The 15,380-nt window shown below is 67.9% G+C and carries 18 protein-coding genes; all 18 read right to left on the reverse strand.

Annotation, left to right across the window (positions count from 1 at the left end):
• Positions 1–91 precede the first annotated feature (91 nt).
• On the reverse strand, positions 92–4,108 hold the full coding sequence (locus PINTE_RS00205; protein WP_068424456.1) for a phage tail protein: 4,017 nt from the start codon (positions 4,106–4,108) through the stop codon (positions 92–94).
• A 10-nt stretch (positions 4,109–4,118) separates the two neighbouring features.
• Positions 4,119–4,385 carry a hypothetical protein gene (locus tag PINTE_RS00210; protein ID WP_157086974.1) on the reverse strand — a complete coding sequence of 89 codons (267 nt, stop codon included), beginning with the start codon at positions 4,383–4,385 and terminating at the stop codon, positions 4,119–4,121.
• Between the two features lie 107 nt (positions 4,386–4,492).
• A complete protein-coding gene (locus PINTE_RS00215; protein WP_068424462.1) occupies positions 4,493–4,828 on the reverse strand; it encodes a hypothetical protein in 336 nt (111 codons plus the stop codon).
• 88 nt (positions 4,829–4,916) lie between these two features.
• On the reverse strand, positions 4,917–5,498 hold the full coding sequence (locus PINTE_RS00220) for a phage tail tube protein (RefSeq protein WP_068424465.1): 582 nt from the start codon (positions 5,496–5,498) through the stop codon (positions 4,917–4,919).
• A 64-nt stretch (positions 5,499–5,562) separates the two neighbouring features.
• Positions 5,563–5,712 (reverse strand): hypothetical protein, encoded by a 150-nt coding sequence (locus tag PINTE_RS00225; protein WP_169798425.1) that lies wholly within the window; start codon positions 5,710–5,712, stop codon positions 5,563–5,565.
• A 241-nt stretch (positions 5,713–5,953) separates the two neighbouring features.
• Complete coding sequence (locus PINTE_RS00235; protein WP_157086975.1) at positions 5,954–6,385, reverse strand: phage tail termination protein; 432 nt, start codon at positions 6,383–6,385, stop codon at positions 5,954–5,956.
• A 12-nt stretch (positions 6,386–6,397) separates the two neighbouring features.
• The gene (locus PINTE_RS00240) at positions 6,398–6,649 is read right to left on the reverse strand and encodes a hypothetical protein (RefSeq protein ID WP_068424481.1); all 252 of its coding nucleotides are present in this window, start codon (positions 6,647–6,649) and stop codon (positions 6,398–6,400) included.
• Between the two features lies 1 nt (position 6,650).
• Positions 6,651–7,028: a hypothetical protein gene (locus PINTE_RS00245; protein ID WP_157086976.1), complete on the reverse strand. Its 378-nt coding sequence runs from the start codon at positions 7,026–7,028 to the stop codon at positions 6,651–6,653.
• On the reverse strand, positions 7,025–7,489 hold the full coding sequence (locus tag PINTE_RS00250) for a hypothetical protein (RefSeq protein ID WP_157086977.1): 465 nt from the start codon (positions 7,487–7,489) through the stop codon (positions 7,025–7,027). The genes PINTE_RS00245 and PINTE_RS00250 overlap by 4 nt, the downstream gene beginning before the upstream one ends.
• 42 nt (positions 7,490–7,531) lie before the next feature.
• Complete coding sequence (locus tag PINTE_RS00255; protein WP_068424489.1) at positions 7,532–7,726, reverse strand: hypothetical protein; 195 nt, start codon at positions 7,724–7,726, stop codon at positions 7,532–7,534.
• Positions 7,726–8,748, reverse strand: coding sequence for a hypothetical protein (locus tag PINTE_RS00260; RefSeq protein ID WP_068424492.1), 1,023 nt, complete (start codon positions 8,746–8,748; stop codon positions 7,726–7,728). The genes PINTE_RS00255 and PINTE_RS00260 overlap by 1 nt, the downstream gene beginning before the upstream one ends.
• Before the next feature lie 5 nt (positions 8,749–8,753).
• Entirely contained in the window at positions 8,754–9,125 is a 372-nt protein-coding gene (locus PINTE_RS00265) for a head decoration protein (RefSeq protein ID WP_157086978.1), read from the reverse strand.
• A gap of 35 nt (positions 9,126–9,160) precedes the next feature.
• Positions 9,161–9,754 carry a DUF4355 domain-containing protein gene (locus PINTE_RS00270; protein ID WP_169798426.1) on the reverse strand — a complete coding sequence of 198 codons (594 nt, stop codon included), beginning with the start codon at positions 9,752–9,754 and terminating at the stop codon, positions 9,161–9,163.
• Positions 9,755–9,862: 108 nt separating this feature from the next.
• Entirely contained in the window at positions 9,863–10,696 is an 834-nt protein-coding gene (locus tag PINTE_RS00275; protein ID WP_068424502.1) for a VG15 protein, read from the reverse strand.
• A complete protein-coding gene (locus PINTE_RS00280) occupies positions 10,677–12,077 on the reverse strand; it encodes a phage portal protein (protein ID WP_084343045.1) in 1,401 nt (466 codons plus the stop codon). The genes PINTE_RS00275 and PINTE_RS00280 overlap by 20 nt, the downstream gene beginning before the upstream one ends.
• A gap of 20 nt (positions 12,078–12,097) precedes the next feature.
• Positions 12,098–12,616 (reverse strand): phage terminase family protein, encoded by a 519-nt coding sequence (locus PINTE_RS00285; protein ID WP_217996445.1) that lies wholly within the window; start codon positions 12,614–12,616, stop codon positions 12,098–12,100.
• 73 nt (positions 12,617–12,689) lie between these two features.
• Positions 12,690–14,777, reverse strand: a complete 2,088-nt coding sequence (locus PINTE_RS00290) for an LAGLIDADG family homing endonuclease (protein ID WP_068424510.1) — start codon at positions 14,775–14,777, stop codon at positions 12,690–12,692.
• Positions 14,740–15,204, reverse strand: coding sequence for a hypothetical protein (locus PINTE_RS00295; protein WP_157086979.1), 465 nt, complete (start codon positions 15,202–15,204; stop codon positions 14,740–14,742). The genes PINTE_RS00290 and PINTE_RS00295 overlap by 38 nt, the downstream gene beginning before the upstream one ends.
• Positions 15,205–15,380: the final 176 nt, after the last annotated feature.

Here is a 15,380-nt window from a genome sequence, read left to right on the forward strand (position 1 = left end):
TCCACGTCGACCGCGCCACCCCCGGCCACGGGATCGGCGCCGGCGGAGGAGGAAGCGGCTTCGGGGACGCGACAAGAACACCCACGAGCGGCTACACCCCCGCGAGCGAGACAAGCGCAAGCTCATCCCGAAGTCTGGTCGTGGTCTTCTTCGCGAACCTCTCCGGGTCGCCGTACACGTCCCCGTGAACATGCACGCCGCCCTGCAGCGCCGCCCACGGCGACGCCGCGTGCTGCTGCACCGGCAGGTGCCGCATCACGGCCTTCCACTGCGCGTCCGTCAACACCCGGTCAGGCTTCATGCCCTGATGGACCGCGACGTCGCCCTTGCGGAGTAGACCTCCCTGGTCGAACAGCTTCACGCCATCGAACAGGCCGCCGTGTTTCATCGCCCAGTGCACGTGATTCCAGTGCATGGCGCGTGTGACGCCGGTGTACATGTGGGGGCGGCCGTGCCACACCTGCCCGCCGTTCGCGGGAGAGTAAATGAGTTCCGCGATCCGTGAGCCCCACGCAGATTTGATGCGGTTGAACACGGCCATAGAGGGCGTGACGTCGATGGCGCGGCCGCGGGAGTGGTAGGAGCGGTTGCCGGTGGCGGTGATCGCTCCGGGCCGGTACGCGGAGTGGAGCTGGACGCCGGGGACTGCGTTACGGAGCCAGTTCCACTGGTTCTGCCAGCCCATGACGTTCCCGGAGGCGGTGCCGTTCCCTACGGGGCCGGTGCCTCCGAACATCGACGACAACAGGGACTTGGCCTTGTTGGCGACGCCTTCCGCGACCTTCGGGATGAACCCGCGGGCCATGCCCCACGCGAACCCGGCCGTTCCGGGGAGGTCACCGAGGATAGCTTTCCCGAGCCCGACGAACGCCCCGAACGGGTTCCCGAAGAAATCCAGCACGGCGCCGCCGACGCCCTTGAGGGTGTCGAGGATCCCGCCGCCCGCGAACGACCGCGGCCGCCAGATCCCGCCGGACGCGAACGCGGTTCGCCCGAGGTAGGGGGTGTCTCCTGCGCCGGAGCCGGGGGTGCCGTCGCCGAACAAGAAGCGGCGGATGGCGCCGACGCCGCCGCGGCGGGCGATGGCGTTCATCTGCCGGATCAGGGCGGGGCCGAGTGCACGGACCCATTCGGGGACCATGATCGCCTCGCCACCGGACAGGTCCAGGCGGCCCCCGGTCGGGGACCAGAAGCGGTGCACGTCCCTCCCGGGCGTGTACCCGGGAAGGACGGACCCGCTAGCGGCCTTCGTGACGCCCGGCCCGAGCCACAAACCGCCCTTGGCGAGCCTGGGGACGCGCAGGGAGACGCCGATGCCGCTGAGGGCGGAGTTCATCTTCCCGACGAGGTTGGCGTTGATCCAGGAGCGGGTGGCGTTGATCGGTCCCTGCACGGAGCCGGTGAGGCGGGACCAGACGTCCGCGATGCCGCGCTGCGCCGACTGGAAGAACGACCACACGCTGTTGACGCCGTTCTTCAAGTTCGTGAACGACGTGGAGATCCGGGACCACGCGTTGCCGATGGTCGACGTGATCGCGGACCACACGGTCGACATCGTCGCGCGGAGCGTGTTGAACGCGCCGGTGAGTGTCGACGTCGCCCAGGTGCGCAGCGGCGTGAACCAGCCGACGAGCCGCGAGTACGCGTTCGACACGGCCGTAGTGATCGCCGACCACGCAGTCGACGTCGCGGACCGCAGGGTCGCCCATGCGCTGGTGAGGGTGGACACGGCCCAGGTGCGCAGCGGCGTGAAGATCGCGATCAGGCGAGCCCACGACGCTGACACCGCCGACGTGATCCCAGCCCAGGCTGTCGCGGCGACCGAGCGGAGCAGGTTCCATGCGCCGGTCAGGGTCGTCGCCGCCCAGGCGCGCAGCGGCGTGAAGATCGCGAGCAGGCGAGCCCAGGCCGCGGAGACGGCGTTCGTGATCGCCGACCAGGCGGTTTGCGCTGCGGCCTGCAGTGTCCGCCAGCCGGCGGTCAGTTGCCCGGTGACCCACGCGACGAGCGTGGAGAACACCCCGGACATCCGCGCCCACGCGTTCGCCACGGCCGTCGACACCGTCGACCACGCGACGGTCGCCGCGGTCTGGAACGCCTTGAACGCCGGCACCAGCGTGGCTTGGAGCGCTGCGGCGAGGAGGTTGAAGATGCCCTTCGCCGCGTTCCACATGCCCTGGACGCCGATGACGACGAGCGCGAGCGCGACAGTCGCTGCGGTCTTGTACGCGTTCCACGCTCCCGCGAGCACCTTGGTCAGGACGTTCCCGAGGAACGTGAAGATCGGCGACATCACCGACCAGGCCGCCGAGACCGCGGCCGACACCGCCGACCAGGCCGTCGCGGCAGCGGACCGGAACTGAGCCCAGCCAGCCGCCAGCCGACCGCCAAGCCACGCTGCGACCTGCGTGAACACCCCAGACAGGTAGGACCAGGCGGCGGACACCGCCGATGACGCCCCGGACCAGGCCGTCACCACGGCGTCTCGGAACTGGCCCCAGCCGGTCGCCAGCCGCCCGCCAAGCCACGACGTCAAGCTCGCGAACACGCCCGAGATGACGCCCCACGCCGTCGACACCGCTCCCGACACGGCGCTCCACACCGTCTGCGACGTCGCGAGGAACGCGGTCAGGACGACGCCGGCGGCCTTCACGGCTGCCCCGAACAGTCGCCCGAGGATCTGCCCGACTGACAGGCCCATCTCCGTGACCGACGCTACGATCGTTCCCTTCGCGGCCCCGAAGATCCCCTTGAACGCCGCGCCGAGGATCACCCCTGCGCCCTTCAACACCGCGCCGATGCGGCCGAGGAACCCGACCTGCAACAGGCCGATGATCCCATCGAACGCGCCCTTCACGATCTGGACCAGACCCTCCCACGCCTTCCCGAAGTCCAGCGTGAGGATTCCCGTGAGGACCTTCAGTGCGCCGCCGATGATGTTCACCGCGCCCCGAACAACCCGCACAAGGCCGTCGATCATGCCCATCACCACGGGCCCGAAGATCGCCAACAGCCCGCGGATGATGGGGGAGTTCACCAGCGCCTGACCGAACGCCGCGAACGCCGGCAGCACGTCACCGGTGATCGTCTGCCCGATGCCTTGCAGCGCGGGCCACACCTTCGCCGCGACCTGCTGCGCGAACTGCGTGAACCAGCGCCCCACCGGGGACTGCGCGATCGCGTCGAACCCGGCCTTGAGGCGGGCCATCACGCCCTCACCGCCGCCGGCACGGGCGAACAGGTCACCCATCGCGCCACCGACAGCCGTGAACACGTCCAGCAGCGCCGACATCGCAGGCAGCAACGCGGACCCGACGATCGCCTTGAAGTTTTCCCACGAGGCGGCGAGTCGTGCCTGTTTGCCGGCGTAAGTGTCCGCTTCCCGCGCGAACTGACCCTGAGCCGCCGCGGACTGCTTCATGATCAACGAGACCCTGGCTTGCGCCTTGGCCTGCTCCAACGCGGCGCCCTTGAGTTTGTCCTGACCCTTCGCCGCGAGTTCGGCGTTGATCATCGACTCGTTCAGGGTGATGCCGTACCGTTCGAGCGGGTCGTACTCGCCGCGGAGCGCCGCGGAGAGGGCTTCGACGGATTCCTTCGTGGTGCCGCCGAACGTTGCGGCGAGGTCGGCGCCGCGCTTGATCAGGATTTGTGTCTGGTCGCCGAAGTCCTTGAAACCTTGGTTCTTGAGCATCGCGCCCATCGTGGTCGCGAGCTCGTTGTACTGGTTTTTCGACAGGCCGAGGTTCTTCGACGCCGCCGCGGACGCGGCGTTGATCGCGGCCGCCTGCTTCCCGAAGACGGTGTTGACGCCGCCCACGGACTGCTGCAGGTCGGACGCGCCCTTGATGGCGTCGGAGAAGAACGACCCGAGGCTGACCGTCGCGGCAGCCGCGGCCAGGGGCGCGAAGATCTTTTTCCCGACGCCGACCATGGCGCCGGACATGCCGCCGCCCATCTTCTTGCCCGCGTTGCGGCCGGTGCGGTCCGCGTCGGCCTCCACGCCGCGCATCTCCGCCGCGATTTCCTTGCGAAGCCCTTGAGTGCTCGGGACGATGGAGATCCACGCAGTGGCGAGTTCGATGCCGTTGGCCACCAGCACCCCCACCCGGTCGTTGTCAGGATGCTTCGGGCAGTGACCAGCCGAGCCAGTCCGCGGTCTCGTCCAGGCTCATGCGGGCGTCACCGAGGTGTTTCTTCTCCGGCCGCAGCTCCGGCGGGAGCATGCACTCCGGCAGCTTGGGGCGGTCCTTCTCTTTCCCGGACCCGCGCTGCCAGTTCGCACCCGCGAGGGTGTGGTGTAGCAGCAGCTGCAAGTGCTCGGAGGTGGAGTGTCCGCACTCCGACATGGCCCGCTTGAACGGGGAATCGTCCGGGGCGTGCATGAGGACCACGAGCAGGTCACGCCACCGGAACCGCGTGTTGGGGAAGTCCCGCAGCCGCTGCCCGTGGCGGATCAGTTCGTACTCGACCTCGGTGGGGTGCTCGTCGATCAGGTCGACGAGCCCATGAATTCCCCCAGGCTCGTCTCCATCGCCGCCTGCAGCTCACCGATGCAGTCGGCCTGCTCCTTGAACGACAGCCCGTCCCACGCGTCGAGGAATCCCCGCACGCCCTCGAACGCGTCTTCGACCATCGTGTACCCGGCGTCGATCTCGTCCCGTCGACGGTTCAGCCGCAGCCATTTCGGGGAGAACACGTCGTGCAACGGCCTGGACGTGAACTCGTCGCCGCCGATGGTGAGAGTGACGGTGTCGTCATCGACAGACGCCGTCGCTTTCGGCTTCCGGTCCGCGGGCTTCTTCGCGCCTGCTGGCGTCGTGGGCATCCCGGCCCCTTCCTATACTCGATTCCCGGCACTGATGGATGGGGCGTCTGGGGGCGGGCCGGGATGGAAACCCCCAGACGCCGGCTTGTTACGGGGCGAGCTTCTTCCCGTCGTCGGAGTAGATGTAGAGCTTCACGCCCTCGTCGTCGGGGAAACATTCGACGGTGACGGGGTAGCCGATGATGGAGGAGTCCTGGAAGGTGATGTCGCCGACCTCGGTGACCTGGGAGTCCGGCGCGACGAGCCGCATGCGGGCGTCGCCGTCCTTGATCTCCATGACCCGGACACGGTGGGGCAGCTGCTCCGCGGTGACCCGCACCGCCAGCAGGTTCCCGGAGGAGGCGGAGGCGGCGGTCGCGGTGACGTTCGGCTCGCCGTACACCTCACGGTTCACGTCCGCGCGGGCGGCCTCGATCATCGTGTACTGCAGCGTGACGGAGTGCTCGTTCTGGGTGATCTTGACGACGTCACCACCCCACGCCTTGATCTTGTCGGTCTCGCGCCCGATGGTCATGGACACCCCGTCTTCGGAGATGTACCCGACCCCGACGATCGCCGCGTCAACCGCCGCGACGGTATCCGTCGGCAAAGGCGACAGCAGCGGACCGGACAGCAGGCCACCGGTAGCGAGCGGCTTACCGGCGATGACATTCTGGACCAGATTGGCCACGGTGATTTCTCGCTTCCCAGTGCTTCCCGGCCCTGGGTTATGTATTCAGTTGTTGCTACAAAAGTCAGGTGGTGCGGGGGTTCCTCACGTTCAACCCGTCGCCGCGGATCTCGCCCTCACACGCGACCAGCACCAGCTCCCGCACGTCCTCCGCCGCGAACCCGAGCGCGGTGAGTTCGTCACGGAACATCGCCAGCGCCGTCGCCGTCGACACACGGTCACGGCCGCGCGGGGGGCGATCGAACACGTCACTCACCGGCGTCGACTTCCAGTCCGTCCACGACGCGCGGGCCCGCGCCTGGCTTCGGCAGGATTCGCGGCGGCTCCGCACCCGACGCCGGGACACGCGCCCAGCCCTGCGCCTCCCACCTGGCGACATCGGCCTCGGGGACCTTCACGACCGACCCGAACACCGGGTGACTCAACTTCACTGCCATGATGCCTCCCCAAACGATTCACCGAACCGCACACCGAACCAGCAGCTCGTGCAGGAACTGATACCTGGGCATCGTCGTCCGCGGGTCCTCAAAGTTCACCGGCCCGGAGCCTTCCGCCACATGCGACAGCCACGCACCCGCCGGCGCGGCCGGATCACCGCCCTGGACAAGGGTGTTGTCCAGGGCGAGGAGCGCCGCCCGTGCATCGGCGCACAGACGCCATGCATCCGTCGACTTCCCGGCCCAACACTCCACGAGGACCGTCGGCCGGTCATGCGCCGGCGACCAACGAACACCGCCGGTGCGGGACACCCGAACCATCCGCGCAGGGAACGCCAACTCACCAGACTTCGACCTCGGGATGCTCGTTGCGACCGTCGCCCCGGGCAGCAGCGGCCGCAGATACGCAATGACATGCGCCTCCACGTCCACGCTCTCCGCGCCGACCACGGCCGCCACCCCTCACCGCCCGGCGTCGATCGACCGCACCAGAACGTTGGTCTTCGCGTTCGCGCGCCGCGCACCACGCGACGCCGCGATCACCGCCGCACGAGACCGCGTCGCGCCCTCACCCGACACCGCCACAAACCCGTCATCCTCACCACCGGCGGCGTCACGGATACGCTCCGCCCGCCGCAGCAGATCAGCCTTGATCCTCGGGTGCCGCAGCAGCTGCTCGAACCCGCGCTCGTGGAACTTGATCCGCACCGCCACGTCAGCCCTCCACCCTGTTCAGGTCGAACGTGACGCCCGCGACCGGATTCGACCACGGCCCAGACGTCCAGTCCGCGACCGGGCCGTCCACCTCGAACTCATCCCCAGCCAGCAGCACAGCACCAGTGTTGTCCTGCACGAACGGCCACACCACCCGGTCATGCTCACCCACCTGCGTGCCCGCCGGCGCGTACACCGTCAGGCCCTCCACAACAAGATGCCGCCTGGCCTCCACCGGCTCATCCGACAGGCGCGGCGACACCGCATGCACCGCCACCGCCACCGGATCAGCCCACGAATCCTCCACATTCCCGTGCGCGTCCGGCTCCCCCGATGAGGACCACACTCGGTGCCCGATCGTCCACGGCGTCGGGATCACGCCAGCCACCACGCTTCAACGACCCAGCCACGCGCGACCGCGTCCCTATACGACACAGCTTCACGTGCTCGAGCTACCTCACCGGCGTGAGCCGCAAGACGCCCGCCGCCGAGCATGATCGAGAACGCCCCATCCCGCGCGCCGTCGATGGCCGCGCAGACACCCTGCAGATCGTGGAACTCGGACTGCAGGAACGCGCCCCGGCGGTCCGAGCGGGGCTCGACCCGCTGCGTGAAAGGACCGGCCGTCTGTGTCGTCACCTCACCGGCACCGGTCTCGGCCCAACGGGTGACAGCGTCCAGGATGATCGCCCGGACCGTCTCCGCCTGATCGGTGGATAGCCCGTCACCGGCGATGCACGGCGCGATCGCCACAGCCCGCGCGGTGATGGACCGGATCATCGCCGCTGCCTTCTCGTCCCCGATACCGGGAACGAACACGGCGACGTCGGCGGGAGTCACGAACTCAACACTCACCACGTGACCCCCGCCCGCACGCCGCTGCTACTCGCTGGCGTCGTCGTCGCCGCTGTCGGCGTCTGTCTTCCGGCGTGCCGGGCGCTTCGGCTTCTCCTCCTCGAGGAGGTGAGCGCCGACGAGCCCGTCGGCCCACTCCGGCAGATCGTCGCCCTCCGCGAGGGTCACGACCTCCAGCGTGTCGGGCCGCATCACAGCCGTGTTGCCCGTCAACTTCGGCATCACAGCACCTTCACGGCCATCGCACGGTTCGCGTCACGCGCCACCGGCAGCGTGATCGCGTCCGCCATGACCTCGACCGTGTAGGGGATGCGGTCCTCCCGGTACACGCCGACCACGACACCCGGCTGCTCACCGGGCGCGATGTCGAACTCCGGGGACTCCGACGTGACCGTCTGCCCGTAGAACGTGGCACCCAGCTCGGTGCCGTCCTGGTCGAACGGGTCCGTCGGCGACGGAAGGAAGTAGATCCACTCCTTCGGCAGCACCAAACCGGACTTCGTGGACCGGTTGTACTTCTCGATCGACGGGTAGCCTGCGGCGTCGATGATCGAGTTGACCTCACCGGCCATCGGCATGCGCGTGGCGCCACCGACGAGGACGGTGTGGAACTGCGCGCCGCGAGCGAACGCCGAGAACGCGGCATCCGACATGACGATGCAGCCCGGGCGGTCACCGCGGTTCTTCGTGGCGTACAGCTCCAGCCACGTGTCCAGCTGCTCCATCCGGTCCGTCGCCGGGTCAGACCACAGCGCCGGAGCCGTGAACGACAGCGCAGAGTCACGCCCGAAGTCGTCGTTCAGGATGAAGTTGTGCTGGTTCGCGAGAGCCTTACCGGTGTGGATCACCTGGCCGCGGGTCCGCTCGTTGCGGTCCGCGATCGACCACGCCGCACGACGAATCGCCCACTCGACCGACTTGCGAACCTGGTCCTCCGGCAGACGCCGAAGGGCCTTCTGGGTCCGCTCGTCGATCGGCTGGTTGTTGCTCATCGCAACCAGCTCGATCAGCGTGGAGCCGACCACGTCCGAGGAGATGATCTCCGGGGCAGCGTTGTACGCCCGGTAGTACGCCTCGTCCACCAGGCCGTGCTCGCCCTTGATGAACTTCACGTGGTCATCCGCGACGGACACGTTCGGCAGGAACCGCGACAGCGATCCCTTCGCCTGCTCGCGTGCCTGCAGCTCCGCGCGGGCGATACCGGTCGCCTCGACCGGGGTGATGATGTCAGTCCACAGAGGCATTCAGATCACACCCCAGCCGTGAAGTAGAAACCGGCCGGCGCGGCGGCCGGGAGGTTGGCGGACACGGGGAGGAACCCGGTGCGGATCGACCCGTGGAACAGGAACGCGGCGGCGCGGTCCTCCACACCATCGGTCTCGTGGTCGCCCATGAGGAACGCGAGCTTCTCCCCGGCTGCTCCGGTGAAGGGCTTCACGGCCTTCGGGTCAGCGATGTTCACGATCAGGCCGGACTTGAAGTACCCGTCCGGGTAGTGAGTGGCCTTGGTGAACGTGGAGACGTCGAGCATCGCGGTGGTCACCGCGTCGCGAATCCCGTGGGTATGGAGAAGCCACCGGAAGTCTCCCGAACCAAGGGTCTTCGAAACGATGCCAGGCATTCTGGATCGCCCCTTTCCTTTGAATTACGGGTGATTTAGGTGCCGCTACGCGCAGAACGCGCCTGATAAGCGCGCATCGCGTCAGCGACCGAACTGGGCTTGCCGGAGTCGACCGCCCCAGCGGACGGGTCAGGCTTCGGCACCGGGGGAGCCGCGACAGCCGCCAACTCCGCCTTGAAGGCGTCAGCGTCGGCCTCGAACTCCTCCCGGGTCGTCCCGGACAGGCGTCGCGCCTGCGCGAGAGAGAGGCCCTTTGCGGCGGCGACCTCGTTCCGTGTGCGCTCCTGCTCGAACGCCGCCAACCTCGCGTTGGCCTCCTCGAGCTGCTTGCGTGCGTCGTCGCGTTCCGCGACAGCGCGTTCCTGCTCCGTCATCTGCTGACGGCGCAGCTCATCCAACTGCGCCTGCGCCTCATCAGCGCGGCGCTTCTCCTCCCGAGCGGCCTTCCGCTCGGCAGCGATCGCCTTCCGCCCGGCGTCACCGAGACCATCGGAATCGCTCCGAGACTCCGGCTCCTTCTCAGGCGGCTTCTGCTCATCCTGCTGCTCGTCGGGCTGCCCGCCCTCGTCGTCGGCCTCCATGCGGGCGCCGCCGAACACAGCCCTGTGGAACGCCAGCAGCGCATCCACGGCGCCAGGAGCGGACAGGTCGAACGGGTAGGGGAGGGAACTTCCAGACATGCGTTGTGCTCCGAATCGCTCGGTTGAAGCCCGCTCGGCGTCGCGCCAGCGGGTGGTTTAGGTGATGTACGCGTACTCGCGCAGCAGCCGGACAGCGTCGTCACGGCTCGTGGCGGACGCGAGGATCGACTCAGGCATCAGCCGCGCCCCGCGCACACCGGAACGCCCAGCAACACCAGCTCGCGACGTTCCTTCGGACGTCACCAGCACGGAACGCGCACTAACCTGTGCAGTCGACATGCCGCGGCGCGCGTTCACGACCTGCCCCATGTCCGCACCCAGCCGGATCGCCTCAGCCCCGGCCTTCCCGAACGTAGCGTCCTGCTCCGCCCCGGTCAGCGAGTCGAAGTACTCCCGCGGGTCCGTCCGGAAATCCCCGGCCGCGTCCTCCATCGCCGGGATATGCCGGCACGCGCACCGCGGGTGACGTTGGAAACCGTCGCTCCACCGGTACCAGCGGCCAGCGAGGATCACACACCGGCCGCACGCGCCAGGGTTGACCATCCGCACATACCCGGTCACCTGCGGGTGCGTCCCAAGTGACACAGCCGCGGCCTGCCGGGCAACGTCCTGCAACTGGGTCTCGACGATCATGTCGAACTGCGCCGCAGTCGCCGCCAACTGCAGCAGCGACCCTAGGTCACGGCCGTCTGACGCGACCCCAACCAGCGCCTCCGGGCGAACCTCCGCGGCGGGGGAGGGGTCGATGCCCTGCTCGGCGAGCATCGCCTCGAACGCCGCTAACGTCTCGGTCGCCGCCGCCAACTGCAGCCCGATCATGATCGCCAACAGCCGGTCAGGTGATTCATCACGTACCCGGCGCGCCGCGAGCAGACCAAGCGCCGTGATCCGCGCCTGCGTCGCGTAATGCTCAACCGCCGACGACAGCACCCGCCACCGGCCGCTCGAGCTGGGTTTGCGTGGCGGCCTGCGTCACGCCAGCCATGATCCGCTCAATCGCCGGGTCCTGCGCCTCAGCCGCCAGATACGCCCGCTCACGGTCCTTCCGGGCCTCGTCCCAGCCGAGTTCGTCCCACACGCCCTCACGGGAGATCAGGCCCTGCGAGTTCAGCTTCATCATCGCGTCGGCCCGCTCCGACAGGGTCGGGGTCGCGGGGTTCTCCCAGAGTGTGCGGATCTCGTTCGACTGCAGCCACTCACCGGTGCGGAACCGCTCATACAGGGCCATGACCCACGCCCACGCGTCGCCGTCGTTCGCGTTCATCGCCTCGACGTTCATCACGAGCCGTGATTCGTCCGCGCGGATCGCGCCCTCAGCGGCCGGGTTCACCGACTGCTGCCCTGCGTACCGGGTCGGGAGCCCAAGCACCGCGGCGCACCAGGCGAGCATGTTGTTCACCGACGCGTGGAAGTTGTCCAGCGACGACGCGGTGAACTGCCCGAACTTCGCGTTCTGGTTCGCGGTCGCCTTGATCGCCGTGAAGTACGTCTCCCACGTCGGCAGCGGCTTCCCGTCATCACCGACGAAATCACCGCGGGACACGCCGATCGCCCACTTGTCCGGCACCGCGTGCGTCTCCGACGCGACGAGCATGTTCGTGATCAGCCGCGCGATGCCGTCCGTCATGCCGATCACATCGGCCATCTCCGACGTGCCGTCCCACCGGCCCGCGCGAGGCCGGTTCAGCAGCATCACCACCGGCACCTGCCCCAGGCGGTGCTCATCGACGTCCTCCACGACGTAGCCGCCCTCACGCAGCGACAGCCACACCGTCCGCTCCGGCAGATACAGGGTCTCCAGCGCGTCCAGTGACAGCGCGTCACGCCGCCACTTCCGCAACGCCCCCACCATCCGACGCCGCCGGTTGTCGACCAGGCACGTCATCTGCCGCGGATCCTCAACCGTCACCAGCGGATGCTCAGGGTCGTCCTCGTTCGTCCCGACCGTCACGAACGTCCGCCCGAACACGCCACGATCCTTCGCCGCGAGCGGAGCCTGCGAATCGAGGTTGTTCGCCTCCCACGCCTCCCGCAACACCGCATCAGCGTCCGCCGACCCGCGCCGCTGAAACGCCCTCACCTTCTGCCTGCGGGTCGGCTCATCAACAGCCATCCGCGGCACATTCACCACAGTCTCGAACGACCGCAGTAGCTCATCCGGCGCGACAATCCCCATGTGCTGCAGACGCTGACGGCCCTCATAGTAGGAGTCCAGCCGGTCCAGCCCGCCGCGTTGACGACCCAGATTCCCCGACATGCGCGACACGATGACCTGCTCGTCATCAGAGAGTTTCGAGGCGCGCAGCAGCACGAGACAGGCGCCCCTCTCGGTTATCGGAAACAGAACACCCGCGTGTCCGGTATCTCACTGGTCCATCCGGCAGCCCGCGCATCCGCGGCAGCCTTATGACACACCGCCGCGGCCATCGCAGCGTCGATCTTCTGCGTCTGCGACGGCTTCCCCAAAATGTACCGGTCACCAGGCCGGGCCAGCCTGCGAGCGTTCCCAACATGCAACCCAGTGACCGGGCACCCGTCGTGCCGCAACGCCCCAGTCCCCAGATCCGTCACGAACCGCTCCAACGCCGCATGCATCGGCGGAACCCGATACGTCGGCCACTCCACGAACACCTCGTCGCCGAATTTCCGCGCCCACGACGCGATCTCCGACTGCCACAACGGAGGGTCGCAGTACACCCGCTCAAGACGGTACGTGCGGGCGATCTCGTCCCACGCCGCGTGCACCTCGTCACGGGGGGTGCGGCCACCCCACTCCGCCGGATTCCAGATCGTCGGCCGCGCATCCGGCCCATACCTCGGGGTGAACAACAGCCCGTCGATCGTCTCCAACTTGATCGCCGTCCAGTCGTCCGTCTGCGCGCCGTCGAACCCGCCACACACCGACGCCCCAGACGGGGGAGGATCAACCCACCTCATGACCCGCCCACGCGGACTCCCACACACCTTCAGGCAGCCACGACCCCGCGCCCTGCACCACCCGGTTACCGAAGAACCGCTCAGCCTGCGCCGGATCATGCACCATCAGCTCATCAGCCTCAGCCATGATCGAATCCACCGACACATGCGGCGAATCCCGATACGCGAACTCGATGATCCGCCGCCGCTGCCGCCGATCCATCCACGACAACTCCGCCGGCGGCACCGGGTAGAAGATGAACACATCATCCGGGTTCGTCTCGAACGCCCGCTGCGCCGACGAATCCTCCGCAGGATTCCACGGGTTCGTCGTGCACATCCCACGACCACCCATGCCGGCCGCGCCACGACGCATCGTGTCCGCCGTCTTGATCATCCCATTGCTCGCAGTGTACGTGCCGTGCTCGTCCTGCACGAACGCTGAAATCGGGTTACCAAGCCGGGACAGCGCCGCCGACGTCACCGCGTCAATCCGGTCCAGCTCCGGGTCGTCCGGATTCTCACCCACGACCCGAATGAACTCCTCGCGCGGCAACAACAGATTCCGCAGCGGAGAGTCGTTGAAACGGACCATCGTCGTCAACGGCCGCCAAATGTTGTCCACCTGATCCTGCGACGTCGCCAACACCTGCACCAACGGCGACGGATGCCGCCGACCCATCGGCTCACCCGGCTCATACTCCCAATACCAGCCGCACGGGCAGCCATGGTCCGCGCAATCCCACACGTCACCACGCTTCGCCCACCCAGCGAACAACTCCGGCCCAACAGCCATCACCGCGACGTAACACGCCGACATCGGGCCCTTGCCGGTGTTGCAGGTGGGGATGAACTCCCGGCCAGCTAGGAACACGTGCGAGTCCGCCTCGACGGTGATGCACTGCGTCGGTACCGTCTCAATGCGGTCGACAGCGACAATCCGCCGATGCTGGAACTGACCGTGCCCGCGCCCCGGAGGCTTCAACCGCTGCTGCTTACGCGGCAACGAGAACACCGGCATGTCAGAACGCGCCGCGAACGCAATCCGCCACTTCGGGCCAGTCGCTACCCCATTCAACGTGGCAACGCCCTCGTAGCAACGGACCTTGACGCCCAGCGACCACAACAACGCTGTCACGCCGTCCCTCAACGCCGGCAGAGTCGTCGTGAACTCGCACTTCCCCTGGCGCTCATCCGCGTAGCCGTCGGTATCCATCAGGCCCTGCAGCAACTCCCACCGCTGCCGCTCGGACGCCCACAGGTACCGCTCCGGTATGTGCTTGTTGCCGAGCACGCCCGCGCCTCGCAGTAACACCATCAGGCCGTGCACCTGCCGGCGCTTCTGGACCGACGTGCGCGTCACCCGGAAACCGTCAGCCGCGATGCGGTCGAACACCTCATCGTCGACACCGACGACCCGACCATCAGCACGGCACCCGTCACCAAGCCACGCGCCCAGCGTGTACGGCGGAACAGGCAACTCCGCATCCGGCAACTGCACCGGCTTCGCGTTCGGCACCCGATACCGGTGAGCACCGCCGCCGTCGCGGAGGTTCCCAACCAAGTCCTCCGTGCGGACCCGCTCGATCTTCACACCACGACGAGACCGACGCTCAACCCACCACTGGTGATCCTTGCAAGCGACGAGCGACGAACCATCAGAGAACGCCACCCGGTACGTGTCCGAGCGCCACACCGGAGACTTCGACAACACGCGCGTCGGCCGACCCGACTCATCAAACACGAACGCACCGACAGGAACATCACCGATCGTCGACCACCCATCGGTAGTCGCAACCGGCGTGTCCAACGCGAGAGCCTTCTGGGCCATCACGACCTCAGACCGGCGGTACGTGAACGCCTGATTCAGCGGCGGATCATCCGGGTCATACGTCGCGTCCTCACGCACCCGGTAGTGATTCGCACCAACCCAGAACTGCCAGTCGTACTGCTTGAACGGCCGCCGCCGCTTGAACCCATCCGGGATGCGGCAATGCTGCTCGATCCAGCCGTCTACCAGATCCCCGAGAGTTGGGAAATCGACTGCGCCGACACGATCACTGTGCATCGCCCGCCGCACGCAGACGCCGCTCACGCTTCACCGGATCCACCGCCGGCCGCTGCGAACGCTGCGCCGCGACCTCATCGACCGCGACCTTCCAACCCATCTCCGCGAGACCAGCCGTCGTCAACCCAACCTGATCCGCCAGCCGATGCAACTGCGCGAACAGCGACGCCGGAGCGTCCGCATCCTCACACCGCACCGACACCCGCACCCACAACGCAACCGTCCGCGCACGCCACGACTCCGAAGGGAGCGACCACGCACACGCCTGCGGCGTCCGCCACGCCCACTCCCACACCTCAAGCTCCCGCTCGAGCGGAACCGGCAACGGCCAATCCGGAACCGGACCCCGGAATCCCTCAGCAGGAAGCGCCGTCAGCGTGAAACCGCGGGCATCAGACCGCGCAGAACCCTCCACGGGCTTGTGATTTCGGTTGCGGCGACCGCCACTCGTCATGATCTAACTCCCTCAGCGGCATCGCACCGCGATCAGGTCACCGAGAGGCATCGCGCCCCCCAGCCAGAAATGTTTGCGCCCTCCGCACATCGGAGAGCCCTCGGCCCAGGAGGGGGCCCTGGGGCGGGCTCGGGGTGGCCCCCACCCCTTCACCGGTTTCGGTTGGCGGCTCCGAT

The organism is Piscicoccus intestinalis NBRC 104926 (assembly GCF_001515525.1).
Taxonomy (GTDB): domain Bacteria; phylum Actinomycetota; class Actinomycetes; order Actinomycetales; family Dermatophilaceae; genus Kineosphaera; species Kineosphaera intestinalis.

What these genes read in the sequence shown, in the direction of transcription:
- PINTE_RS00210 (WP_157086974.1), bottom strand. Translation starts at nt 4,385, where the DNA reads ATGCACGCCCCGGACGATTCCCCGTTCAAGCGGGCCATGTCGGAGTGC.
- PINTE_RS00215 (WP_068424462.1), bottom strand. Translation starts at nt 4,828, where the DNA reads ATGCCCACGACGCCAGCAGGCGCGAAGAAGCCCGCGGACCGGAAGCCG.
- PINTE_RS00255 (WP_068424489.1), bottom strand. Translation starts at nt 7,726, where the DNA reads ATGCCGAAGTTGACGGGCAACACGGCTGTGATGCGGCCCGACACGCTG.
- PINTE_RS00260 (WP_068424492.1), bottom strand. Translation starts at nt 8,748, where the DNA reads ATGCCTCTGTGGACTGACATCATCACCCCGGTCGAGGCGACCGGTATC.
- PINTE_RS00265 (WP_157086978.1), bottom strand. Translation starts at nt 9,125, where the DNA reads ATGCCTGGCATCGTTTCGAAGACCCTTGGTTCGGGAGACTTCCGGTGG.
- PINTE_RS00295 (WP_157086979.1), bottom strand. Translation starts at nt 15,204, where the DNA reads ATGACGAGTGGCGGTCGCCGCAACCGAAATCACAAGCCCGTGGAGGGT.